Annotated in this window: 17 protein-coding genes and 1 CRISPR repeat array; of the genes, 6 read left to right on the top strand and 11 right to left on the bottom strand. The window is 73.6% G+C overall.

All coding sequences use genetic code 11. The annotated features are described in order from the left end of the window. Positions 1-79: 79 nt before the first annotated feature. The 3 genes from C892_RS0113155 to C892_RS0113145 all read left to right on the top strand — a co-directional run bounded on the left by C892_RS0113155 (position 80) and on the right by C892_RS0113145 (position 4,475). Positions 80-1,282 carry a thiolase family protein gene (locus C892_RS0113155; RefSeq protein ID WP_017557595.1) on the top strand — a complete coding sequence of 401 codons (1,203 nt, stop codon included), beginning with the start codon at positions 80-82 and terminating at the stop codon, positions 1,280-1,282. Then, a complete protein-coding gene (locus tag C892_RS0113150) occupies positions 1,279-3,372 on the top strand; it encodes a 3-hydroxyacyl-CoA dehydrogenase NAD-binding domain-containing protein (protein ID WP_017557594.1) in 2,094 nt (697 codons plus the stop codon). The genes C892_RS0113155 and C892_RS0113150 overlap by 4 nt, the downstream gene beginning before the upstream one ends. A gap of 536 nt (positions 3,373-3,908) precedes the next feature. Continuing rightward, the gene (locus C892_RS0113145; RefSeq protein WP_017557593.1) at positions 3,909-4,475 is read left to right on the top strand and encodes a hypothetical protein; all 567 of its coding nucleotides are present in this window, start codon (positions 3,909-3,911) and stop codon (positions 4,473-4,475) included. Positions 4,476-4,517: 42 nt separating this feature from the next. On the opposite strand, the gene C892_RS0113140 is transcribed toward C892_RS0113145, so the two are convergent. Then, positions 4,518-6,779 (bottom strand): MMPL family transporter, encoded by a 2,262-nt coding sequence (locus C892_RS0113140; protein ID WP_017557592.1) that lies wholly within the window; start codon positions 6,777-6,779, stop codon positions 4,518-4,520. 143 nt (positions 6,780-6,922) lie between these two features. Between C892_RS0113140 and C892_RS0113135 the strand changes: the two genes are divergently transcribed. Further along, a complete protein-coding gene (locus tag C892_RS0113135) occupies positions 6,923-7,705 on the top strand; it encodes a TetR/AcrR family transcriptional regulator (RefSeq protein WP_017541237.1) in 783 nt (260 codons plus the stop codon). Positions 7,706-7,851: 146 nt separating this feature from the next. After that, positions 7,852-8,895 (top strand): neutral zinc metallopeptidase, encoded by a 1,044-nt coding sequence (locus tag C892_RS0113130; RefSeq protein ID WP_017557591.1) that lies wholly within the window; start codon positions 7,852-7,854, stop codon positions 8,893-8,895. A 54-nt stretch (positions 8,896-8,949) separates the two neighbouring features. On the opposite strand, the gene C892_RS0113125 is transcribed toward C892_RS0113130, so the two are convergent. From C892_RS0113125 to C892_RS0113090, 8 genes are all read right to left on the bottom strand, one after another. Then, positions 8,950-10,305 carry an FAD-dependent oxidoreductase gene (locus C892_RS0113125; protein WP_026124332.1) on the bottom strand — a complete coding sequence of 452 codons (1,356 nt, stop codon included), beginning with the start codon at positions 10,303-10,305 and terminating at the stop codon, positions 8,950-8,952. A gap of 79 nt (positions 10,306-10,384) precedes the next feature. Next, complete coding sequence (gene dxs / locus C892_RS0113120) at positions 10,385-12,325, bottom strand: 1-deoxy-D-xylulose-5-phosphate synthase (RefSeq protein WP_017557589.1); 1,941 nt, start codon at positions 12,323-12,325, stop codon at positions 10,385-10,387. A gap of 180 nt (positions 12,326-12,505) precedes the next feature. Further along, on the bottom strand, positions 12,506-13,093 hold the full coding sequence (gene mug, locus C892_RS0113115) for a G/U mismatch-specific DNA glycosylase (RefSeq protein WP_017557588.1): 588 nt from the start codon (positions 13,091-13,093) through the stop codon (positions 12,506-12,508). A 44-nt stretch (positions 13,094-13,137) separates the two neighbouring features. Beyond that, a complete protein-coding gene (locus C892_RS0113110; RefSeq protein ID WP_017541242.1) occupies positions 13,138-13,857 on the bottom strand; it encodes a sulfite exporter TauE/SafE family protein in 720 nt (239 codons plus the stop codon). A 291-nt stretch (positions 13,858-14,148) separates the two neighbouring features. After that, positions 14,149-15,423: a sugar ABC transporter permease gene (locus C892_RS0113105; RefSeq protein ID WP_017557587.1), complete on the bottom strand. Its 1,275-nt coding sequence runs from the start codon at positions 15,421-15,423 to the stop codon at positions 14,149-14,151. After that, positions 15,423-16,208, bottom strand: coding sequence for an ATP-binding cassette domain-containing protein (locus C892_RS0113100; RefSeq protein WP_017557586.1), 786 nt, complete (start codon positions 16,206-16,208; stop codon positions 15,423-15,425). The genes C892_RS0113105 and C892_RS0113100 overlap by 1 nt, the downstream gene beginning before the upstream one ends. A gap of 242 nt (positions 16,209-16,450) precedes the next feature. Continuing rightward, entirely contained in the window at positions 16,451-17,581 is a 1,131-nt protein-coding gene (locus C892_RS0113095; protein WP_017557585.1) for an ABC transporter substrate-binding protein, read from the bottom strand. Positions 17,582-17,855: 274 nt separating this feature from the next. Further along, positions 17,856-19,031: an ROK family transcriptional regulator gene (locus tag C892_RS0113090; protein ID WP_017557584.1), complete on the bottom strand. Its 1,176-nt coding sequence runs from the start codon at positions 19,029-19,031 to the stop codon at positions 17,856-17,858. A 224-nt stretch (positions 19,032-19,255) separates the two neighbouring features. Here C892_RS0113090 and C892_RS0113085 point away from each other — a divergent pair, with 224 nt between their 5' ends. After that, positions 19,256-19,852 carry a nucleoside/nucleotide kinase family protein gene (locus C892_RS0113085; protein ID WP_017557583.1) on the top strand — a complete coding sequence of 199 codons (597 nt, stop codon included), beginning with the start codon at positions 19,256-19,258 and terminating at the stop codon, positions 19,850-19,852. An 83-nt stretch (positions 19,853-19,935) separates the two neighbouring features. Continuing rightward, a CRISPR array of direct repeats spans positions 19,936-20,269; the repeat unit is 29 nt; unit sequence CGGTCCATCTCCGCCTGCGCGGAGCTTGC. Between the two features lie 245 nt (positions 20,270-20,514). On the opposite strand, the gene C892_RS0113080 is transcribed toward C892_RS0113085, so the two are convergent. After that, positions 20,515-20,796, bottom strand: a complete 282-nt coding sequence (locus C892_RS0113080) for a hypothetical protein (RefSeq protein ID WP_026124331.1) — start codon at positions 20,794-20,796, stop codon at positions 20,515-20,517. A gap of 107 nt (positions 20,797-20,903) precedes the next feature. After that, entirely contained in the window at positions 20,904-22,592 is a 1,689-nt protein-coding gene (locus C892_RS31805) for a molybdopterin-dependent oxidoreductase (protein ID WP_017557581.1), read from the bottom strand. Positions 22,593-22,674: the final 82 nt, after the last annotated feature.

The raw sequence follows: 22,674 nt of genomic DNA, 5'->3' as shown, positions 1-22,674 counted from the left end.
CCGTTGCTCGCGGCACTAGTTACCGACGAGTAGCATGTGAGGAGAAAACCACTCATCAGGTTGTGAAGGAGGGGCAATCGTGCCGCGAACCGCCCGCGATGTCGTGTTTGTCGACGGGGCCAGGACCCCGTTCGGCAAGGCCGGCAAGGGCCTCTACGCCGAGACGCGCGCCGATGACCTCGTCGTCCGCGTCATCCGGGAACTTCTGCGCCGCAATCCCCAGCTGCCGCCGGAGCGCGTCGACGAGGTCGCGATCGCCGCCACCACCCAGATCGGCGACCAGGGGCTGACCATCGGCCGCAGCGCGGCCCTCCTCGCCGGGCTGCCCCGCAGCGTCCCCGGCTACGCCATCGACCGCATGTGCGCCGGTGCGCTCACCGCGGCCACCACCGCCGGCGCCGGGATCTCCTTCGGCGCCTACGACGTCGTCATCGCCGGCGGCGTCGAGCACATGGGCCGCCACCCCATGGGCGAGGGCGTCGACCCGAACCCGCGCTTCCTGTCCGAGAAGCTGGTGGACCCCTCCGCCCTGGTCATGGGCAACACCGCGGAGAACCTGCACGACCGCTTCCCCTCCATCACCAAGGAGCGCGCCGACGCCTACGCGGTGCGCAGCCAGGACAAGGTCGCCAAGGCCTACGCCGAGGGCAAGATCCAGCAGGACCTGGTCGAGACCCTGGTGCGCTCGGCCGAGCAGGGCTTCGGCCTGGCCAGCGCCGACGAGCCCCCGCGGGCGGGCACCTCCATGGAGGACCTGGCCAAGCTCAAGACGCCGTTCCGCGCGCACGGCAACGTGACCCCGGGCAACGCCGCCGGCCTGAACGACGGCGCCACCGGCGCCATCCTGGCCGCCGAGGACGTCGCCGCCGAGATGGGCCTGGACGCCCGCATGCGGCTGGTGGACTTCTCCTTCGCCGGTGTGGAGCCCGAGGTCATGGGCGTGGGCCCGGTCCCGGCTACCGAGAAGCTGCTCGCCCGGCAGGGCATGAGCATGGACGACATCGGCCTCATCGAGATCAACGAGGCCTTCGCCGTCCAGGTGCTGGCGTTCCTGGAGCACTTCGGCATCGCCGACGACGACGCCCGGGTCAACCCGTGGGGCGGCGCGATCGCCCTGGGGCACCCGCTGGCCTCGTCGGGTGTGCGGCTGATGATGCAGCTGTCCCGGCTCTTCGCCGAGCACCCCGAGGTCCGCTACGGCCTGACCACCATGTGCGTCGGCATGGGCATGGGCGGGACCGTGCTGTGGGAGAACACGAACTGGGAAGGAAACGCCAAGTGAGCAGCCCGATCGAGCAGGCGCGGGAGCTCTTCGCCGACGAGGTCGTCACCAAGGCCCTGTCTCGCGACGTCGAACTCCCCTACGGTGCCGGCACCGCCGTCCTGATCACCCTGGACAACGGCCACGACCACACCAAGCCCAACACCTTCGGCCCGGGCGGCCTGCTGAGCCTGAACGAGGCCATCGACGCCGCGGCGGCGCGCACCGACATCGCCGCGGTGGCGATCACCGGCAAGCCGTTCATCTTCGCGGTCGGCGCCGACCTGACCGGCGTGCCGCTGCTGGAGAACCGCGACCAGGCGCACGCCATCGGCAAGCTGGGCCACGACGTCCTCCGCCGGCTGGGCGAGCTGGACGTGCCCACCTTCGCCTTCGTCAACGGCGCGGCGATGGGCGGCGGTGTCGAGGCGGCGCTGCACTGCCGCTACCGCACCGTCTCCTCGGGCGTCCCGGCCTTCGCGCTGCCCGAGGCGTTCCTGGGCCTGGTCCCCGGCTGGGGCGGCACCTACCTGCTGCCGCACCTGATCGGCGCGGAGAAGGCGCTCAAGCTGATCATCGAGAACCCGCTGAACCAGAACAAGATGATCAAGGGCCCGCAGGTGCGGGAGCTGGGCATCGCCGACGCGATGTTCGAGCCCGCCGACTTCGTCGAGGAGTCGCTGCGCTGGGCGGCCAAGGTCGTCAAGGGCGACATCACCGTCGAGCGGCCCGAGGTCGACCAGGGCGAGGCCTGGGACCAAGCGGTGAACAACGCCCGGTTCCTGGTCGAGGGCAAGCTGCACGGCGCGGCCCCGGCCCCCGTGCGCGCGCTGGACCTGGTCGCCGCCGCCAAGGAGCGCACCCGCGACGAGGGCTTCGCCGCCGAGGACGACGCGCTGGCCGACCTGATCATGACCGACGAGCTCAAGGCCGGGCTGTACGCCTTCGACCTCGTGCAGAAGCGCGCCAAGCGGCCCGCCGGAGCCCCGGACAAGTCGCTGGCCCGCAAGGTGAACAAGGTCGGCGTGGTCGGCGCCGGGCTGATGGCCGGGCAGCTGGCGCTGCTGTTCGCCCGCCGCCTGGACGTGCCGGTCGTGCTGACCGACCTGGACCGGGAGCGCCTGGACAAGGGCGTGGACTACGTCCACGGCGAGGTCGACAAGCTGCTGGCCAAGGGCAGGATCGGCCAGGACAGGGCCAACCGCCTCAAGGCCCAGGTGACCGGTTCGCTGACCAAGGACGCCTTCGCCGACGCCGACTTCGTCATCGAGGCCGTCTTCGAGAAGATGGAGGTCAAGCAGCAGGTCTTCGCCGAGGTGGAGGCCGTGGTCTCCCCCGAGGCGATCCTGGCGACCAACACCTCCTCGCTCTCGGTCACCGAGATGGCCAGCGGGCTCGAGCACCCCGAGCGGGTCGTGGGCTTCCACTTCTTCAACCCGGTGGCGGTCCTGCCGCTGCTGGAGCTGGTGCGCGGCGAGAAGACCGACGAGGCCGCGCTGGCCACGGCCTTCGCCACCGCCAAGAAGCTCAAGAAGACCGCGGTGCTGTGCAAGGACGCCCCGGCCTTCGTGGTGAACCGGCTGCTCACCCTGTTCATGGGCGAGGTGCTGGGCGCCGTGGAGGAGGGCACCGAGCCCGAGACCGCCGACCGCGCGGTGGCGCCGCTGGGCCTGCCCATGTCGCCGCTGCTGCTGCTCCAGCTGGTCGGCCCGGCGGTCGCGCTGCACGTGTCGGAGACCCTGGCCACGGCCTTCCCCGACCGCTTCAGCGTCTCCGAGCAGCACCGGCGCATGGTCGAAGCGGGCAAGACGCAGGTCTTCGGCGCCGACTTCCAGATCGACCCGGAGGTCAAGGAGCTGTTCAGCGGCGGCGGCAAGGCCTCCTCTGAGCAGGAGATCCTGGACCGGGCGCTGGAGGCGCTGGCCAAGGAGATCCGGATCATGCTGGACGAGGGCGTCGTCGCCGAGGCGGCCGACATCGACCTGTGCCTGATCACCGGCGCGGGCTGGCCGTTCCACCTGGGCGGCATCACGCCGTACCTCGACTTCAGCGGCGTCTCCGAGCGCGTCAACGGCGCGAAGTTCCACCCCGAGGGCTACAAGGCCCTGTAGGGACCGGCCCGGCCCCGCCTCGAAGAGGGCCGCACGCTCCGCCCTGTGCCGACACCCCGGCACAGGGCGGAGCCCGTTCCGGGACCGGCAGGGCCCTGCCCCTCCCCACGACCTGTCTCACCGTCCCCGCGCGGTTCCCGCTCCCCCGTGCCGCTCCGGCCGGTCTGCGCCTTTTCGTACCCGGCGGGACGGCGCCTGCGGGACGGGGGCGAGCCCCGCACCCATGGCCGCTCTGGAAGGGCTCCCTTCGGCCGTCGGGCGATCACAGGCCTCTTCGGGCCGGGCACCCGGATACCGGCAGCCCCCGCTCTCAAGGCCGACCCCGCGAACCTGCGCGGCCGGAAGCGCCACCGCCCCGCACCACCCCGTACAGGAACACCCGGCCGGCTCCCCACCCGGTGGCACGGAACGCCCTGCGGGGCACCGGGTGAGGGCTCCCCTCGGCCCCGTGCGCCGCATGGCGCCCACGGGGGCGCGTACGCGCCGTGGGTCACCGCCTTCCCGGCGTTCGCCGGGCGACCGCCTACCCTGGAGGTATGAACGCCGACGACGGCGGCGCCGCCTTCGCGGTCGCCAATCGGCTCCGGGTCACCTGGGAGGGGGCCTGGCTGGCCGTGGCGTGCGCCGTGTTCACCGGCATCGGGGCCGCGCTGGTCGCCAAGGGCGGCGCCCTCGACATCGCCATGGGCGTGCTGGCGATCGTGCTCTTCGGCGGCGGCGGGCTGCTGGCCGCCTCCCGCCACCTGTCGCGCCGCCCGGTCCTGCTGCTGGACGCCGAGGGGGCCCGGTTCCCCGCGCCCTGGCCGCGCTCCTCCGACGACGACCTGGTGATCCCCTGGGACCAGGTCACCGGGATCCACGCCTGCACGAAGCCGCTGCACCACCGCGGCGGCACCGTCCACCTGCACTACCTGGTCTTCCTGACCGGCCAGGAGCCTCCGGAGCTGCCGCCCTCCCCGTGGCACCCCGAGCCGGCCGTGCGGATCCGGCCGAGCTGGGACCGCACCGTCGAGGAGGTCGTCGCCGAGGCCCGCCGCCGCAGGCCGGACCTTCCCTTCACCGACCGCCGCCCCTCGCCCGCCGGCCGGCCCGGAGGGCGGTGAGCGGCGCGGTGGGCCCCCGGCGGCCGGGTCCCGCGGGCCCGGTCAGCCGCCCGTCCGGGCCGACGGCTCCGCCGGGGCGCCGGTCCGCTCCGGGGCCGCCTCCTCCTCGCCGCCCTCGGTGATGCCGATCCGGTCGTGCAGCCACCGGAGCGGACGCGGCAGCCACCAGTTGGCGGTGCCCAGCAGCCGCATGGTCGCCGGGACGAGCAGCGCCCGCACCAGGGTGGCGTCGACGACCACGGCCACCGCCAGCCCGATGCCGATGATCTTCAGCGACAGCAGCGCCGAGGAGCCCATCGCGGCGAGCACCACCACCAGCAGCAGCGCCGCGCTGGTGATGATCCTGCCGGTGCGCTGGAGCCCGACCGCCACCGAGTGCGCGTTGTCGCCGGTGTGCAGGTACTCCTCGCGCACCCGGCTGAGCAGGAACAGCTCGTAGTCCATGGCCAGCCCGAAGGAGACCACCAGGATCAGCACCAGGTAGGTGGGGTCCATGGTGCCGACGGCGTCGAACCCGAGCAGGCCGGCCAGGTGCCCCTCCTGGAAGCCCCAGATCACCACGCCCAGCGAGGCCCCCAGCGAAAGGAAGCCCATCAGCACGGCCTTGACCGGCAGGACCAGTGACCCGAAGGCCATGAACAGCAGCGCCAGCGTCACGGCCACCACGAACCCCAGGGTGGCGGGGACGGCCTCGATGATGCCGTCCAGCGTGTCCTTCTGCTGCGCGGCCACGCCGCCCACCAGGACCTCCCCGGCGCCCTCGGGCCCGGGCTCGGCGCGCAGCTCCTCCACCAGGCGCTGGGTGGAGGGGTCGTCCACCTCGCCCTCATAGGCCACCGACACGTGCGCCGCGCCGTCGCCGACGCGCTCCACTTCCGCCCGGACGACCCCGTCCAGTTCTCCGAGGCGGTCGGTGTAGGCCTCCAGGGCCGATTCGCCCTGCGCCCCCGTCAGGTCGCCGGTCACGGCCACGTCCGCGGTGGCCACGTCGCCGGCCGGGAACTCCTCCGACAGCTTCTCGCTGACGACCCGCCCCTCGGCGCCCGCGGGCAGGTACCGCTGGTCGGTGGAGCCGACGTGGGTGGAGGCCAGCGCCGAGGCGAAGGCGATCAGCACCCCGCCCACCGCGACCAGGTAGAGCACCGGCCGCCGCATGACGCTGTGCGCCAGTCGGGCCCACCCGCCCCCGGCGGCGGCCGCCCGGGCGGCGTGCTCGGCCCCCGCGGCGGCCGCGGCGGTGGCGCCCAGGGCGCGGCGGCGCCGCACCCGGCCGAACACCGGGAGCGCGTCGATGCGCCGCCCCACCACGGCGAGCAGCGCGGGCAGCACCACCAGCGCGGCGACCAGGTCGAACAGCACGACCGCGATGCCGCCCAGGCCGATGGAGCGCAGCACCGGCTGGGGGAAGAACAGCAGCCCGGCGAAGGCGATGAGCACCGTGACGCCGGAGAAGGCGACGGTGCGCCCTGCGCTGGACAGCGTGCGCGGCACGGCCTCGGCGATCGGTCGCCCGGCGGCCGCCTCCTCCCGGAAGCGGCTGACGATGAACAGCCCGTAGTCGATGGCCAGCCCCAGGCCGAGGAGGGTGGCGACGTTGACCGCGAACACCGACACCTCGGTCACGTGGGTGAGCGCGCGCAGCAGGGCCAGGGACCCGATGATGGCCAGGCCGCCGACGGCCAGCGGGGTGAGCGCGGCGACGACGCCGCCGAAGATGACCACCAGCAGCGCCAGCAGCAGCGGCAGGGAGACGAGCTCGGCGCGCACCACGTCGCTCTCGGCGCGCTCGGAGATCTGCTGCTCGACCGGCAGGGGGCCGCCCAGGCGCACCTGGAGCGGGCCCGCGCTGATCTCGTCGGCGATCTCCTTGAAGTTCTCCATCCGCTCGTCCTTGGTGGAGCCCTCGATGGTGATCGGCACGTAGGTGGCGTGGCCGTCCTCGGCGAGCAGGATCCCGCGCTCGGTGTCGGTGAGCCCGTCGTCGAGGTAGGTGGTGGCGGAGGCGACCTGCTCCTCGGGGAGGCCGTCGCGCATGCGCGTGATCAGGTTGGCGAAGGTGGGGTTGTCGTAGCGGATCTCCTCGCTGCTGACGACCGCGACCACGTCCACCCCGTCGTGCCCCAGCTCGCGCTCGATGGTCTCGGCGGCACGGGCGGACTCGGACCCCGGGTCCTGGAAGCCGCCGTCGCTGACGGCGCCGAAGAGCCCGCCTCCCCACACCCCGGCCGCGACGGCGAGCACGACGGTGACGGCCAGGACCCACACGCGGCCCCGGTAGGTGAAACGCCCCAGCGCTGAGAACATGGACGACCTCGGCTTGCTGTTAACGTGAGATGCCGGTGAACACCGTAAGCTTTACGGCGTTCACTAAAACTGACACTGCTCACACTTGTCAACGGGGTGCCGCGCGGACCGGGTCCGCCGCGGCGGTGAACGAGGAGGCGGATGTGCCCGCAGAGGCGTCGGCGCGGACCGGCGGCGACCCGGAGGCGCAGGCGGGGCCGGGGGCGGCCGCGGCGCCCGGGCGGCGCGAACGTGTGCGCGAGGCCACACTCCGGGAGATCAAGGACATCGCCCGGCGGCGCCTGGCCGCCGAGGGGCCGTCCGGGGTGTCGCTGCGCGCGATCGCCCGCGACATGGGCATGACCGCCCCGGGCCTGTACCGGTACTTCTCCGGCCTGGACGACCTGCTCAACGCCGTCCGGGCGGACCTGTTCCACGAACTGTCCGAAGCGGTGGCCGGCGCCGCCGGGCCGCTGCCCGCCGACGACACCGACGGGCGCATCCTCGCCTCGCTGCGCGCCTTCCGCACCTGGGCACTGGCCCACCGGGCCGAGTTCTCCCTGCTGTTCGCCACACCCGCTCCGCAGGAGCACCCCGACGCCCGCGTGCTGGCCGCCGGACAGGAGTTCGCCGCCTCGTTCTTCGCCCTGTTCGACCGCCTGCTGGCCGAGCGGCGCATCCCCCTGCCCGCGGACGAGGAGATCGGCCCGGAGCTGCGCGACCGCCTGGACGCGTTCGCCGCCAAGACCGGCTTCACCATCGACAACGCCTCCTACGGGGCGCTGCGGGTGCTCATGTCGTGCTGGGTGCGCCTGTACGGGCTGGTCAGCATGGAGGTCGCCGAGCACATGACGCCCATCATGGGCGACATGGAACCCCTGTTCGAGGCCGAGCTCCACGACATCCTGGCCCCGGGGGTGGAGTACCGGGCGCCCTCCCGGGACTGACCGGGACTGAAGGGCCCCGACCGCCTCCGCTCGCCCCGGAGGCGGCTTTCGCGCTACCGTCGCCTCCCGTGTCCGATTAAGGTTGATCATCCACCCTTGCCCGGACCCGGGCCGGGAGGAGACGCCAGGCGGAAGGACGGGGCCCAGTGGAGCACACACCCGGCGGCGACCGCGCCCCCGCGGGGCCCCCGCCGCCTCCGCACGCGCCCGGTCCCGCGGCGCCGGTACCGCCCCCGGGCCCCTACGCCCCGTACCCCGGGTACGCTCCCCCGTACCCGCCGTACCCGCCGTACCCGCCGGCTCCCCCGCCCCGGCGGCGCGGCCCCTCGCGCGCGGCCGTCTGGACGGCCATCACCGTCTCGGCGCTGGTGTCGGTCGGGACGGCCCTGACCGCGCTGATGCTGGTCTTCACCCAGTCCACGGGCAGCGACACCGACCCGGTCCGCTCCGAGAGCGTCAGCGGCCAGTACGCGGCCGCACTGACCGAGGCGCCCGGTGCGGTCGAGGTCTCGGTGTACGAGCACCCCGCCTACGCGCTGGACATGCCCGAACCCGTGGACTGCGCCGTGCCCGACCTGCACCCCTCCTCGGAGGCCTCCTGGGAGCGGTTCACCGACGAGCTGGGCGTGTGCCTGAACGACCTGTGGCGCCCGCGCCTGGAGGAGCTGGGCCTGCGCGTGGCGGACCCGGAGTTCGCCACCACCGACACCGACCCGGAGATGTTCGCCGGCGACGAGGGCACCACCATGGCCTACTACGACGGCCGGGAGCAGACGGTCACCGTCGTGGTCCCCAACGTCACCGAGCTCTCGCGGGAGTTCCCCTCCCGCGACCAGGAGGCGATCTGGGCCGCGCTCATCGGGCACGAGTACGGCCACCACGTCCAGCAGGTCACCGGGGTGCTGGACCGCTCCTACGACATGGAGTTCGAGGCCGAGAGCGAGGAGGCCTCGCTCCGGGCGCTGCGCCGCACCGAGCTGCAGGCCGAGTGCATGGGCGGGATCGCCATGCGCGGCCTGGGCTTCGACTCCGGGGAGATCGACCGGGTCAACGACGTGCTCAACGGCGGCGGCGACCTGCCGACGCACGGCACCTCCGACAACCGCCTGCACTGGTACGACACAGGGGCGACCGGCGAGAGGCTGGCGTCGTGCAACACCTTCGAGGCCTCGGCCTCCGAGGTGGACTGACGCCCGGCCCCCGGGTCGGGGCGACCCGGGGCGGCCCGGGGCGGCCCGGCCCGGTCAGCCGCGGGCGGCGCGGCGGAACTCCTCCCACCCGAGGAGCTTCACCCGGTCGCCGCGGCCCAGGCGGTCGGCCAGCGCCGCCTCCGCGGCGTCGATCGCCAGCCAGCCCGAGTAGTCGTTCACCTCGGCCCCGGAGCGCTCCAGGAGCGCGTCGGGCTCCTCGGCCGGGGCGCCGGCGGCCCGGAGCCGGTCGGCGTCGTCCATCAGCGAGCGGACCGTGGCGGCCGCGTCGGACTTGTTGGTCCCGATCACGCCCGTCGCGCCGCGCTTGATCCAGCCGGCAACGTACGCCCCCGGCAGCCGCTCCCCCGAGGCGTCCACGACGCGCCCCTCGCTGTGCGGGACGGTCGCCCCGTCCTCGTCGAAGGGCAGGTCCGGCAGCGGCAGCCCCCGGTAGCCGATGGAGCGGAACACCATCCCGGCCGGGACCTCCTCGGTCTCGCCCGTGCCGCGCAGGCGCCCGTCGGCGTCGAGCACGGTGCGCTCCACCGTGAGCGACCGCACCCGCTCGGAGCCGTTCAGCTCCACGGGCCGCCGCCAGAAGCGGAACCGCACCTCCCGCGCACGCCCGGCGGGACCGCGCTCGGCCCACTCCTTCAGGTAGCGCAGGTTGGTGCGGGCCGCGCGCGCGGCGCCGAGCATCTCCTCGCCGTTGGGGTCGATGTCGACCTCGGCCGGGTCGACCACCGCGTCGGCGTTGGCCAGCTGGCCGATGTCGCGCAGCTCGGGGGCGGTGAACTTGGCCTGCAGCGGCCCCCGGCGCGCCAGCACGCTGATCCGCCGCACCTTGCTGGCCGCGAGCACGTCCAGCATCGGCTGCGGCACGTCCGTGGCGCGCAGCTCGTCGGCGCTCTTGGCGAGTATCCGGGCCACGTCCAGGGCGACGTTGCCCGCGCCCACCACGGCCGCCTCCTCGGCGTCCAGCAGGAAGCGCTCCACCTCGGCATCGGGGTGGCCGCAGTACCAGTTGACGAAGTCGGTGGCGGCGACGCTGCCGGGCAGGTCCTCCCCGGGCACGCCCATGCGCCGGTCGGTCGGGGCGCCGGTCGCGAACACCACCGCGTGGTAGGCGCCCTTCAGGTCGTCCAGGCCCATGTGGCGCCCGTACTCCACCCCGCCCAGGAAGCGCACGCGGGGGTGCTCCAGCACCTTGCGCAGTGCCCGGGCGACGCCCTTGATCTTGGTGTGGTCCGGGGCCACGCCGTAGCGCACCAGCCCGTAGGGGGTGGGAAGCCGGTCGAGGACGTCGACGGCGACGTGCTCACGGTTCTGCCGGGTCAGGGCGTCCGCCGTGTAGATGCCCGCCGGACCGGAACCGATGACCGCCACACGCAGGGGCTCGGGAGAACTCATGTCCCCATTCTCCCGCATCCGCGCCCTGCGGGGGGATCACCGGAACCGGCCGTCGGCCCGGGCGGCCCGGGCGGTCCGGTCAGTTCTGCGCGGGCTCGCCGTCGGCCAGCGCGCGCTCGGAGCGGCCCGCGTCGGTGAGCCGGGAGACGGTGCCCATCAGGCGCCGCGCCAGCACCTGCGGGGTCAGGCCCATCTTCTCCAGGACCGCCTCGCGCGAGGCGTGGTCGAGGAACTCCTGCTCGACGCCGAAGGTGCGCACCGGCATGTCCAGCTCGGCGTCGCGCAGCGCCCGCGCCACCGCGTCGCCGACCGCGCCCACGCGGCCGTTGTCCTCGACCACGGCCACGGCGCGGTGCTCCGCCGCCTCCTCGACCAGGGCCGGGTCCAGCGGCTTGACCCAGCGCGGGTCGACCACGGTGGCGCCGATGCCCTCGTCGGCCAGGCGGTCGGCGGCCTCGCAGCAGGTGCGGGCCATCGCGCCGACGGCGACCAGCAGCAGGTCCTTGGGGTGGCCGGCGCCGGCGGCGCTGCGCAGCACGTCCATGCCGCCGATGCGGTCCACCGCCGGGATGTCCTCGCCCACGGCGCCCTTGGGGTAGCGCAGCACGGTGGGGGCGTCGTCCACGGCCACGGCCTCGCGCAGCTCCTCGCGCAGCCGCTGCGCGTCGCGCGGCACCGCCAGCCGCAGGCCCGGCACCACCTGCAGGATGGACAGGTCCCACATGCCGTTGTGGCTGGCGCCGTCGGTGCCGGTGATCCCGGCCCGGTCCAGGCAGAAGGTGACGCCCTGGCGGTGCAGGGCGGCGTCCATCAGCACCTGGTCGAAGGCGCGGTTGAGGAAGGTGGCGTAGACCGCGACGACCGGGTGCACCCCGCCCATGGCCAGCCCGGTGGCCGAGGTGGCGGCGTGCTGCTCGGCGATGCCCACGTCGAAGGTGCGGTCGGGGTAGGCCTCGGCGAACGGGGCCAGGCCGGTGGGGTGGAGCATGGCGGCGGTGATGGCGACCAGGTCCTCGCGCTCGGCGCCCAGGCGCACCATCTCCTCGCTGAAGACCTTGGTCCACTTCACGCCGCCGCCCGGGGAGGACTTGGCCTGCCCGGTCTCGGGGTCGAACGCCCCGGGGGCGTGGAACTGGTCCTCGTCGTGGTTCTCCGCCGGGGCGTAGCCCTTGCCCTTGCGGGTGATGCAGTGCACGATCACCGGGCCGCCGTAGTCGCGCGCGCGGCGCAGGGCCTTCTCCACCGCGGCCTCGTCGTGGCCGTCGATGGGGCCCAGGTACTTCAGGCCCAGGTCCTCGAACATGATCTGGGGCTGGATGGCGTCCTTGAGGCCCTTCTTGAACCCGTGCAGGGCGTCGTAGATGGGCTGGCCGACGACGGGGGCGCGGTTGAGCGCGGTCTTGGCGGCCTCCAGGGCGTGCTCGTAGCCGGGGGTCATGCGCAGCGTCGCCAGGTGGTCGGCGAGCCCGCCCATGGTCGGCGAGTAGGAGCGGCCGTTGTCGTTGACGACGATGACCAGGCGGCGCTGCTTGCACTCGGCGATGTTGTTGAGCGCCTCCCAGGCCATGCCTCCGGTCAGCGCGCCGTCGCCGATCACCGCGGCGACCGTGCTCTCGGCGCGGCCCCGCACCTCGTTGGCCTTGGCCAGGCCGTCGGCGTAGGAGAGCACGGTGGAGGCGTGGGAGTTCTCGATGAAGTCGTGCTCGGACTCGGCCCGGGAGGGGTAGCCCGAGAGCCCGCCCTCGCTGCGCAGCCGGGAGAAGTCCCGGCGCCCGGTGAGCATCTTGTGCACGTAGGACTGGTGGCCGGTGTCGAAGAGCACCGGGTCGCGCGGGGAGTCGAAGACGCGGTGCAGGGCGATGGTCAGCTCGACCACCCCCAGGTTGGGGCCCAGGTGCCCGCCGGTGCGGGAGACCTCGGAGACGAGGAACTCACGGATCTCGGCGGCCAGCGCCGGGATGCGCTCGGCCGGGAGCCTCTTCAGTTCGTCCGGATTGCGCACCGATTCGAGCAGCGTCAACTCTCGTCAGTCCCCTCAGTCAGCGTTCCGACTCGCGGGTGCGGGCGGCGGCCCGACGCGCGGTCCCCCCGAGTCTACGGTCGCCGTGACCCTTGCATTACCCGAACCTACCGCCACGTAGACGCCCCCCGCCCCGGTTCGCCCGCCGCGCGCGGATCGGGGCGCGGCCCGGGCCCCGCGTCATTCGGCGGGGCCTCCGCCGTACCGCTCGCGCACGCGGCGCAGCTCCCCGGCGATGGCCTCGGGCGTCCAGTGCGCGTTCAGCCCGCTGGGGTTGGGCAGGACCCACACCGGGACCCCGCCGACCCGCACGCCCTCCTGGGGGCCGATGCGGGCCTTGGGGGCGCCGAAGGCCGACCGGTAGGCGGTGACGCCCAGGACGGCCAGAACGCCGGGGGCCAGGCGCTCGGTGCGCTCGGCCAGGGCCCGTCCGCCCTCGCGCAGTTCGTCGGGGGTGAGCTCGTCGGCGCGGGCGGTGGCGCGGGCGGCGATGTTGGTGATGCCCAGGCCCCACCGGGGCAGCTCGTCCTGCTCCTCGGGGCGCAGCAGGCGCGGGGTGAACCCGGCGCGGTGCAGGGCGGGCCAGAAGCGGTTGCCGGGGCGGGCGAAGTGGTGCCCGGTCCACCCGGAGTACAGGCCCGGGTTGATCCCGCAGAACAGGACTCTGAGGCCGGGGCCGGTGACGTCGGGGATGACCGTGCCGTGCGCCGCCCGCAGCTCCTCGGCGGTGGGCCTGCGCGCGGCCCTGGTGCGTTCGCCTGTGCCCATGGTCGCCGGAGCCTACCGCACGGGCCGCGGCGCATCGGCGGTGCTCACACGAAGGCCCGCACGATGAGCACCGTGCCCGAGACCGCGACCGTGCACAGCAGGGCGGTGCGCAGTAGCCCTTCGTCGACCAGGCGGCGCAGCGGACGGCCCAGCAGGTACCCGGCCACCACGCACGGCAGCAGGGCGGCGCCCGCGGCCAGCTGCCGGGGCTCGGCCTGCCCGGTCGCGGTGAGCATCACCAGGGAGATGGCGATTCCGGCCAGGAAGAACCCGGCCAGGGTCGCGCGCACCCGCGGCCCGTCCTCGTGCTGGTAGACCAGCGCGATGGGTGGGCCCCCGATGGAGGTGGCGGTGCCCATGGCGCCCGACACCACCCCGGCGGTGAGCAGAGCCGGCGGGGTCGGCCGCACCGTGACCGGGAGCAGCGACAGGCCGACCGCGACCAGCACCATGGCCCCCACGGCCGCGCCGAGCATGCCCGGGTCGAGCGTGGCCACCACCCACACCCCGACGATGGAGCCGGGGACGCGGGCGGGAACCCCCCAGACCAGGCCGCTCCAGTCGACGTGCCGCCACTCGGCCACGAGGGTGAACACCGGCAGCACCCCGGTGGCGATGAGCAGGGTCACGGGCATCAGGGTGGGGTCCAGCAGCGAGATGACCGGCGCGGCGACGAGTCCGAGCCCCAGGCCGACGCTGCTCTGCACGGCCGCGCCGGCGACCACGGCGGCCCCGGCGACGAGGAGGAAGAGCGGATCGGGCATGATTCCGCAGACGGTATATCTCCCGCATGCCGGTAGGGATCAGGGGGTACGGTCATCCGATCTACCGATGACCGTACCCCCTGATCCCTACCGGCATGCGGGAGCGGGGCACCGGCCGTTCCGTCGTTGCCGCTGATCCCCCGGACCACCAAAGGCCCGACGGCCGACAGCCAAGGCCGGGAGCCGCCCCCTTCTCCACGTCAGCGCCCTCCCGCCCTCCCCCGGACCCGCACCGGGACGGGCGGCGCGGGGCCGGGGAGGGCGGGAGGGGGCACGGGGCGGCCCGGCCGGTCAGCCTCCGCGGGCGTGGGCCTTGCGGCTGCGGCGGGAGACCGCGTCCAGGACCACGGCGATGAGCAGCACGATCGCGGTGATCATGTACCGCACCGGGGTGCCCATCTGCAGCAGGTACAGGCCCGAGGTGATGGCGCCCAGCACCAGGCCGCCCAGCAGCGCCGAGTAGGCGTTGCCGCGGCCGCCGAACAGGCTGGTGCCGCCGATGACCGCCGCCGCGATCGCCATCATCAGCTCCTCGCCGGCGGCCGTGTCCAGGCTGGCCGAGAAGGAGCGGGAGACCAGGATGACGCCGCCGAGCGCGGAGAGCATCGAGGCCAGTCCGAAGACCGAGATGCGGATGAGGTCGACGTTGATGCCCGCGCGCCGGGCCGCCTCGGCGCCGCCGCCGACCGCGAACACCATCCGGCCGTACCGCGAGCGGCGCAGCATCAGGTCGAAGGCGACCACGAAGCCCACGAAGATCAGGAAGGCCAGCGGCACGCCCTTGAACTGGTTGAGCACCGCGATCGCGCCGAAGACCGGGACCGCCAGCAGCGCGGTGCGCACCGCCTGCTCGCCCAGCGACTTGGCCTGCAGGCCCGCCGCCGCCCGGCGGCGCTCGCCGGTGAAGGTGATCAGCGCGAAGGCGGCGACCGCCACGACACCGATGAACCAGCCCACCGCGGGCACGAAGTAGGTCTGGGTCAGCGCGGCGATGGCCCCGCTGTCGCTGACGTTGATCGTGCCGTCACCGCCCAGCAGCTGCAGCTGAACGCCCTGCCAGCCGAGCAGGCCGGCCAGGGTGACCACGAAGGCGGGCACGCCCACCTTGGCGAAGATCGTGCCGTGGATCAGGCCGATGCCCAGCCCCGCCAGCACGGCCGCGGCGATCGCGATCCACTCGGGCAGGCCGTAGCGGACCGCCAGCACAGCGGTGATCGCCGCCGACGCCCCGGCCACCGAGCCGATGGACAGGTCGATCTCGCCCAGCAGCAGGACCATGATGACGCCGGTGGTCATCAGGCCGACCGCCGCCACCTGCACGGTCAGGTTGGACAGGTTCTGCGGCGAGAGGAAGCGCTCGTGCAGCAGCTGGAAGACGGCGCAGATCACGATCAGTCCGACGACGACCGGCGCCGGGCCCAGCTCGCCGCCGCGCATGCGGCGCAGCGCCGCGGTGACCAGGCCGCGCGGGGATGTTCGGGTGACGATGAGCCGCGGGTCCTCGGGCCGGGACTGCGGCCCGGCCGCGTCCTTCTCCGCGGCCACCGGTGTCTGCTGCGTGGCCATCACTGCTCTCCCGTCTGGGACGCCTCGACGCGCTCGCTGCGCCGGGCCACCGGGTTGTCGGCCGCGCCGGTGATCGCGGCCACGATCTCCTCGTAGCTGGTCTCCTCGACCGGGAAGTCGCCGCCGTTGCGCCCCAGGCGCAGCACCGCGGCGCGGTCGGCGACGGCGCGCACGTCGGCCATGTTGTGGCTGATCAGGATGACGCCCAGGCCGCGGTCGCGCAGGCGCTCGATGAGGTCGAGGACCTGGGCCGTCTGGGCGACGCCCAGGGCGGCGGTGGGCTCGTCGAGCATGACGACCTTGGGCTCGCCGAGCAGCGCTCGGGCGATGGCGATGATCTGCCGCTGGCCGCCGGACAGCGAGGCGACCGGGACGCGCAGGCTGGGGATCTTCACCGACAGCGAGTCCAGCAGCTCGCGGGCCTTGCGCTCCATCTCGACCTCGTCGAGGGCGCCGAAGCGCATCTGCTCACTGCCGAGGAACAGGTTGGCGACGATGTCGAGGTTGTCGCACAGGGCGAGGTCCTGGTAGATCGTCGCGATCCCGAGGCGCTGGGCGTCGCCGGGCCGGCTGATGGTGACCGGCGCGCCCTCCCACAGGATCTGTCCGGAGTCAGCGGCGTGGGCGCCGGCGATGACCTTGACGAGGGTGGACTTGCCGGCGCCGTTGTCGCCCAGCAGGGCGACGACCTCGCCGGGGGCGATGCTCAGATCGACGTCGCTGAGCGCCTGTACGGCGCCGAATCTCTTGGAGATCCCGGAGAGTTCCAGGACGGGTGTGCTCATGGGTCTTCCCCTTGGCTCCGGCGGGCGGAGGTCGGTGGGTGCGGTCGGGGGCGCTGCGGCGGGGCGGCGGGGCGAGGGGAGCCCCCGGGGATGCGGGTCCCCGGGGGCTCCGGGTAGGCCGGGCGGCCCGGAGGGGGTGGGCCTGCTCGGCGCGGGGCGGTCGTCGGGGGCGCGGCCCCTGCGGCGGTGCCCCGTCGGCCCGGTCCCGCCCCCGCAGGGGCGGGAACCGCCGTCCGGAGCGCCTATCCCGCCAGCTCCTTGCAGAAGTCGGTGTCGGCGTAGTCCTCGGTGCAGATGTCATCGACGCTGTAGAACCCGTCGGAGACCACCGTCTCCTCGATCTTGTCCTCGGTGACCGCGACCGGATCGAGCAGGACGGCCTGGACCGTCTCGCCGGAGCCGTCCTCCACCTGGGTCAGGCCGTGCTCGCCGCCGTCGTACTCCTCGCCGGTGGCGGCGGCGACCGCCATGTCCGCGGCGATCTCGGCCTCGGGGCGGATCGCCTTGTAGACGGTCATGTACTGCTCGCCCGCGGCGACCCGCTGGATGCCGGCGATCTCGGCGTCCTGGCCGGTGATCGGGGGCATCTCGTCCACGCCGGCGCTCTTGAGGGCGGCGACGATGCCGGCGGCCATGCCGTCGTTGGCCGAGTAGACGCCGTCGATCTCATCGGCGCCCACGGCGGTGATCGCCTGCTCCATCTGGGTCTGGGCGCGGTCGGGCGACCAGTCCGGGGTGTCGTACTCCTTGGCGATCTCGACCTGGCCGTCGAGGACCTCGTGGGCGCCGGACTTGAAGTTGCCGGCGTTGGGGTCGGTGGGCGAGCCGTTGATCATGACGATCTGCGCGTCGTCCCCGGCCTCCTCGGCGTCGAGCGCCTCCAGCAGGGAGCGGCCCTGGACCCGGCCGACCTCTTCGTTGTCGAAGGAGACGTAGTAGTCGACGCCGCCCTCGGCGAGGCGGTCGTAGGCGACGACCGGAACGCCCTGGCCCTTGGCGTTCTTGACGATGCTGGCGGCGGCCTCGGAGTCGACGGCGTCCAGCACGAGCACGTCCACGCCGTCGGTGAGCATGGCCTCGGCCTGGGACTGCTGCTTGGCGGTCTCCTGGTCGGCGTTCTGGTAGAGGAGCTCGCACTCCTCACAGCGCTCGCCCAGGGCCTCCTCGAAGTACGGCTTGTCGAACTTGTCGTACCGGGCGGTCTTGGACTCGGGCAGCAGCAGGCCGACGCTGAAGCCCTCCTCGACGCTGTTGGTCTCGCCCTCGGCGCCCTGGCCGTCGGTGGTGAGGGATCCGCATCCGGCGGCCAGCAGGGCGAGTGCGGCCGCCGCGGCCGGCGCGGCGAGGCGCGCGGCGCGTCGTGTCGTGTTCACAGGGGATGTTCCTCCGGGTGTGGGGTGCGCACCGGGCGGTGCCGCGCAGTGTTGCGCCAGGTGGGGTGCGCCCGGTGAACGGATGACGTGAAGTCAAACCCGGCGCTCCGCTGTCGTCAAGCCTTGAACGCATCACCGAAACATCACAGTGGCTTGCTTCACACTTTGAATGAATACATTCATGCAGGTCAGAGCCATAATGCCAGACATGTGAAGTTCTGTGGCCCCTGTTTCCCGTTACCGAACCGTGTCACACCCCAGGGTGAGACCGGCGTCACACAGTGGCGTCGCTGCTGGCCGCGGCGGTCATCAGCGCCCCGCGCAGCACGGCTTCGGCCCCCAGCGCGCCCCGCGCCACCGTCAACCTCTGAACGGCGCTGCCCAACGCCCCCAGCTCCAGGCTTCGGCGCATCGGATCCATCAGGTCCTCCCCCGCCTCGGCCAGCTCTCCGCCGATCAGCAGCGCCTCGGGGTTGAAGGCGTTCACCAGCATCGCCAGGGCCCGCCCCAGGGCGGTGCCGGCCTCGGCGACGACCCGCCGGGACCCCGGGTCGCCCGCCCCGGCCGCGGCCACCAGCTCGGCCACGGTCCCGGGCGCCCCGGCGGCGCCCCGCGCGGGCACCATCTCCAGCAGGTACCCGGCGCCCACCTGGGTCTCCAGGCAGCCGCGGTTGCCGCAGCGGCACACCAGGCCGCGCTCGTCCAGGCCCAAGTGGCCGATCTCGCCGGCGGTGCCGCCGGCACCGGGAAAGACCCGGCCGTCGACCACCACTCCGGCGCCCACGCCCTCGCCCAGCCGCACGTACACCAGGTGCCGCAGGCCCCGACCGGCCCCTTCGGCCATCTCCGCGCGGGCGGCCAGGTTGGCGTCGTTCCCTGCGGTGGCGGGCAGGCCGAGGCGGTCGGACAGTTCGGCGCCGGGGCGGAAGCCCGCCCAGGAGGGCATGCAGGTGATCGCGCCGACCTCCCCGGTGTCCAGGTCGACCGGGCCGGGCACGGCGGCGCACACCGCGCGCACCGATGACAGGTCCACCCGCGCGGCGGCCAGCACGGTCTCCACCAGCCACACGGCGCGCCGCACGCCCCGGCCGGGGTCGGCGGCGACGTCGTAGGCGATGGTCTCGCGGGCCAGGGTCGCCCCCTCGGCGTCGCCGAGGGCGGCGGTGATGTGCCCCTGGCCGAAGTCGACGCCGACGACGGCGCCGGGCGAGCGCCGCAGGGTGACGGCGCGGGCGCGGCGGCCGTTGGAGTGGGTCTGGCGGACCGAGACGGCGCCGACGGCACGCAGGTCCCGCACGATGTTGGAGACGCTGGCGGCCGACAGGCCCGTGGCGCGGGCGATCTCGGCCTGGGTGAGGGTGCCGGACTCACGGAGGGCGGCGGTGACCCGGTCCCGGTTGGCCCGGCGCAGTGCCGCCTGGGACCCGGGGGTGGCCTGGACGTCGCTCACGGCGCCTCTTCTCGCATCACACCCCGCCGGCTCGGGGCTCGGGGGAGTCGTCATGCCGGTGGTCAGGCAGCTTACAAGCAGTGAACGCGGCGTCGACTCCCGCCCGTCCCCCAGTACCGGCCGAACACGCGGACAGGAGGACCTCCCTCCGGTGCGCCCCTCACCCGCTCAGACGCCCGGCGCCTCCCAGCCCCATCCGCAGCCTCCGGGGTAGGCTGCCGCGCGTGCCCGAGATCTCCACACGCTCCGCCGACTGGCGCGACCGCACCGCCGACCTGCTGCACCGCTCACCCGCACGGGCCGGCCACCGCCGGGTCCTGGCGGTCGAGGGACGATCGGGGGCGGGCAAGACGGCCTTGGCCGAGGCGCTTGCGGCGCGCCTGCGCTGCCCGGTCGTGCACATGGACGACCTGTACCCGGGGTGGGAAGGGCTGGAGGCGGCCGCTCCCCTGGTCCGCCGCTGGGTGATGGAGCCCTTGACCGAGGGACGCGGCCCGCGCTGGCGCCGCTGGGACTGGGAGACCGGAGACTGGTCCCCCGATGACCCGGGCGGCTGGGATGGCGCCGAGGTCGCCGACACCCTCGTCATCGAGGGCTGCGGCTGCGGAGCGAAGGAGCTGCGCCCGTACCTGTCCCTGCTGGTGTGGGTGGAGGCCCCGCCCGAAGTGCGACGAAGGCGCCTCGACTCGAGGTGGGACGCAGAACTGTACAGGCCCTACCGGGAGATGTGGGCGACCCAGGAAGAGTCCTTCGCAGCCCGCCACGCCCCGAGAGACCATGCGGACCTGATCCTGGACAACTCAACCGAGTCCAAGGAGTAAGCACCACCCGAAGAGTCGGCAATGGCCCATCTCCGCACACGCGGAGCTCGCCAGGCCTGGTGCCAGGCCGCAGTGGAGGACGTCGGTCCATCTCCGCCTGCGCGGAACTTGCGCTGGCGACGACAACGAGGGTGACGAGGTTGAGGGTCCATCTCCGCCTGCGCGGAGCTTGCCCGGAGACCGCGGACATGATCTCGTCCCAGTACGGTCCATCTCCGCCTGCGCGGAGCTTGCTCGTCGCGGATGAGCGCCCACCGGCGGGGGTTCGGTCCATCTCCGCCTGCGCGGAGCTTGCGCTTCGTCGGTGTGCCGCCGCAGGTGCTGGGACGGTCCATCTCCGCCTGCGCGGAGCTTGCCCAGGCGTTCAGGGGGTCGGCGGCGAGGGCGGCGGTCCATCTCCGCCTGCGCGGAGCTTGCACTTACTGACCTGGGCTTATGTGGGACGTTATCGAAAAGCGACCAATCGCGCACTCTTAGTGGACAGGAACTGTCCGCATTGAATGCGGAGGGGCGCAGCACCGGGTGACACGGGTCTCCCGCAGTAGATCGCTGTGCCCCGCCGGAACAGGTGCGCTTCCGAGGGCTGTGTGGCAACGCTCTCGGAAGCGAACGGCTCCGGCGGGGTCGCATGCCGCAATTGGAGCAGGAAGGAAGACGGAGCGTCAGCCCTCGTCCTCCATCTCCTCCCCGTTGTCCTGCATCTCCTCGTCGTCCATCTCCTCGTCCTGCATCTCGCCGTCTTCGCCCTCCATGCCCTCGTCCTGCATGGAGTCGCCGTCCTCCTCGGACATCTCGTCCTCTTCCTGCATCTCCTCCTGCTCGGAGTTCTCACCGCCGCCTTCGCCGCCGCCGTTACAGGCGGCGGCTCCGCTCAGCAGGACGACCGTGGTGATGCCGCCGGCGATGGCAAGGCGGCGCAGAAGGCTCAAAGGACGCTCGGTCATCGTTACTCCTCAGCTCGAAGATTCCTGTGTTTCCGATCGGTACGATCGCTTCACTGCACAGCGCCCCATCCGGCCCCCGGCGGGACGCCCCCGATCCCGTGCGGGCTCTACCCCGCCGAGACCGTGATCGTGTGGTGCCCGGTCGCGCCGTCGGGCGCCGGAGGCGCCTCCCGGCCGGTCTGCACCTCGCCGTCCCGCCCCACCGCGCGCACGCTCACCGTGTGCTCGCCGGGCTCGGCGTCCTCCCATTCCAGGACCCACTGGCGCCAGGTGTCCTCGGTCGCCTCGTCCGCCAGGCGCGCGTCCCGCCACTCGCCCCCGTCGATGCGCACCTGCACGCCGTCCACCCCCACGTGCTGCGCCCACGCCACACCGGCCAGGACCACCGTCCCCGCCCCGACGGACTCCCCGTCGCGCGGCGTGTCGATGCGCGACTGGAGCTTGATCGGCGCCCGCGCCGACCACCCCCGCGGCACCCAGTAGGCGTCGAAGGCGTCGAACGTGGTCAGCTCGATCTCCGTGATCCACTTGCACGCCGACACGTATCCGTAGAGCCCGGGCACCACCATCCGCACCGGGAACCCGTGCTCGGGCGGCAGCGGGCGCCCGTTCATCCCCAGGGCGAGCATCGCGTCGCGCCCGTCCATCACCGTCTCGACCGGGGTTCCGATGGTCATGCCGTCGTGGGACCGCGAGACCAGCTGGTCGGCGCGGCCGCCCTCGGACGGCGGCCTCACGCCCGCCTCGCGCAGGAGCGCCGCCAACGGCACCCCGATCCACCGGGCGTTGCCGATGTACCCCCCGCCGACCTGGTTGGACACGCACGCCAGGGTCACGTCGCGCTCGATGAGGTCGTCGCGCTCCAGCAGGCGGGCGAAGGTGTACTCCCGCTCCTCGGGCACGCCCTCGCCGTGCACGCGCAGGCGCCAGGCCGTGGCGTCGATGCGCGGGACCGACAGCGCCGTGTCGATCCGGTAGAACTCGCCGTTCGGCGTGAAGAAGGACTCCAGCCCCTCGATCTCCAGGTCGGCCCCGTCCGGGACGGGCGCGGCCGGAGAGGCGGGCTTGGGCAGGGCGAAGTTCCGGCTCTCCGACGCCCCGCCCGCGCTCACCCTGCTGTAGACGCCCGCGCCCGTCCCGACCACCGCGGAAGCAGTGGCCGCCGCGCCCGCGATCAGGACGAAGCGCCGCCGGTCGAAGCCGGTCCGCTCCGCGGGTTCGGTGCTCCCTGCGCGGGCGGCGACGGGATCCGCTTCCCCTCCGACGCCCTCAGGCGGCGCGCCGCTCGCCCCCTCGGCACCGGCGTCGGTCGCAGAGCCTGCACCACCGGGGACGCCCTCGGAGACCGCCCCGCCCGGGGCGTCGGCAGCGGCCGCCTTCATCAGCAGCACCAGCACCAGGTACGCCGCCGCACCGCCGACGAGCGCGGGCAGAACGTCGAGGGACCCGGCGTCCGGCCGGCTCGCGGCGGCCGCGGCGCCGACCACCGCCAGCGCGCCCGCGCCCAGGCCCGCCACCCATCGGCGGCCGCGCGCCGCCGTGCCGAGCAGGGCGGCGAACACGGCCAGCACGATCCCGATCCCCGCCAGCAGCACCGCCTTGTCCGCGGTTCCGAAGGTCGCGACCGCGAACTCCTTCAGCGGGCGCGGCGCCAGGTCGATCACCGCGGCCCCGACCGCCTGCACGGGCGAGGCCGCCGGACCGAAGGGCACCGCCGCCGCCTCCGCCGCCGCGAGTCCCGCGCCTCCGGCCACCAGGCCGCACACCGCCGCCGCCCAGCCGGGCGTACGCATCATCTGTTCCGACACACCCCTGCTTCGGAGCGGGTGCGTCGGGGGCGACCGCGTCCGCCGGACTTTTCTTTCACTCCGTCCCCGA

It is taken from the genome of Nocardiopsis baichengensis YIM 90130 (assembly GCF_000341205.1).
GTDB lineage: Bacteria > Actinomycetota > Actinomycetes > Streptosporangiales > Streptosporangiaceae > Nocardiopsis_A > Nocardiopsis_A halophila.
The sequence above is the reverse complement of the archived record's forward strand: the minus strand, read 5'-3'. Positions and strand labels throughout refer to the sequence as shown.

Bases quoted from the DNA above. Each gene is read 5' to 3' on its own strand.
- C892_RS0113140 (WP_017557592.1), bottom strand. From the start codon at position 6,779: ATGTTCTCAGCGCTGGGGCGTTTCACCTACCGGGGCCGCGTGTGGGTC.
- C892_RS0113125 (WP_026124332.1), bottom strand. From the start codon at position 10,305: ATGAGTTCTCCCGAGCCCCTGCGTGTGGCGGTCATCGGTTCCGGTCCG.
- C892_RS0113110 (WP_017541242.1), bottom strand. From the start codon at position 13,857: ATGCCCGATCCGCTCTTCCTCCTCGTCGCCGGGGCCGCCGTGGTCGCC.
- C892_RS0113100 (WP_017557586.1), bottom strand. From the start codon at position 16,208: ATGAGCACACCCGTCCTGGAACTCTCCGGGATCTCCAAGAGATTCGGC.
- C892_RS0113105 (WP_017557587.1), bottom strand. From the start codon at position 15,423: ATGGCCACGCAGCAGACACCGGTGGCCGCGGAGAAGGACGCGGCCGGG.
- C892_RS31805 (WP_017557581.1), bottom strand. From the start codon at position 22,592: ATGATGCGTACGCCCGGCTGGGCGGCGGCGGTGTGCGGCCTGGTGGCC.
- C892_RS0113145 (WP_017557593.1), top strand. From the start codon at position 3,909: ATGAACGCCGACGACGGCGGCGCCGCCTTCGCGGTCGCCAATCGGCTC.
- mug (WP_017557588.1), bottom strand. From the start codon at position 13,093: ATGGGCACAGGCGAACGCACCAGGGCCGCGCGCAGGCCCACCGCCGAG.
- C892_RS0113080 (WP_026124331.1), bottom strand. From the start codon at position 20,796: ATGACCGAGCGTCCTTTGAGCCTTCTGCGCCGCCTTGCCATCGCCGGC.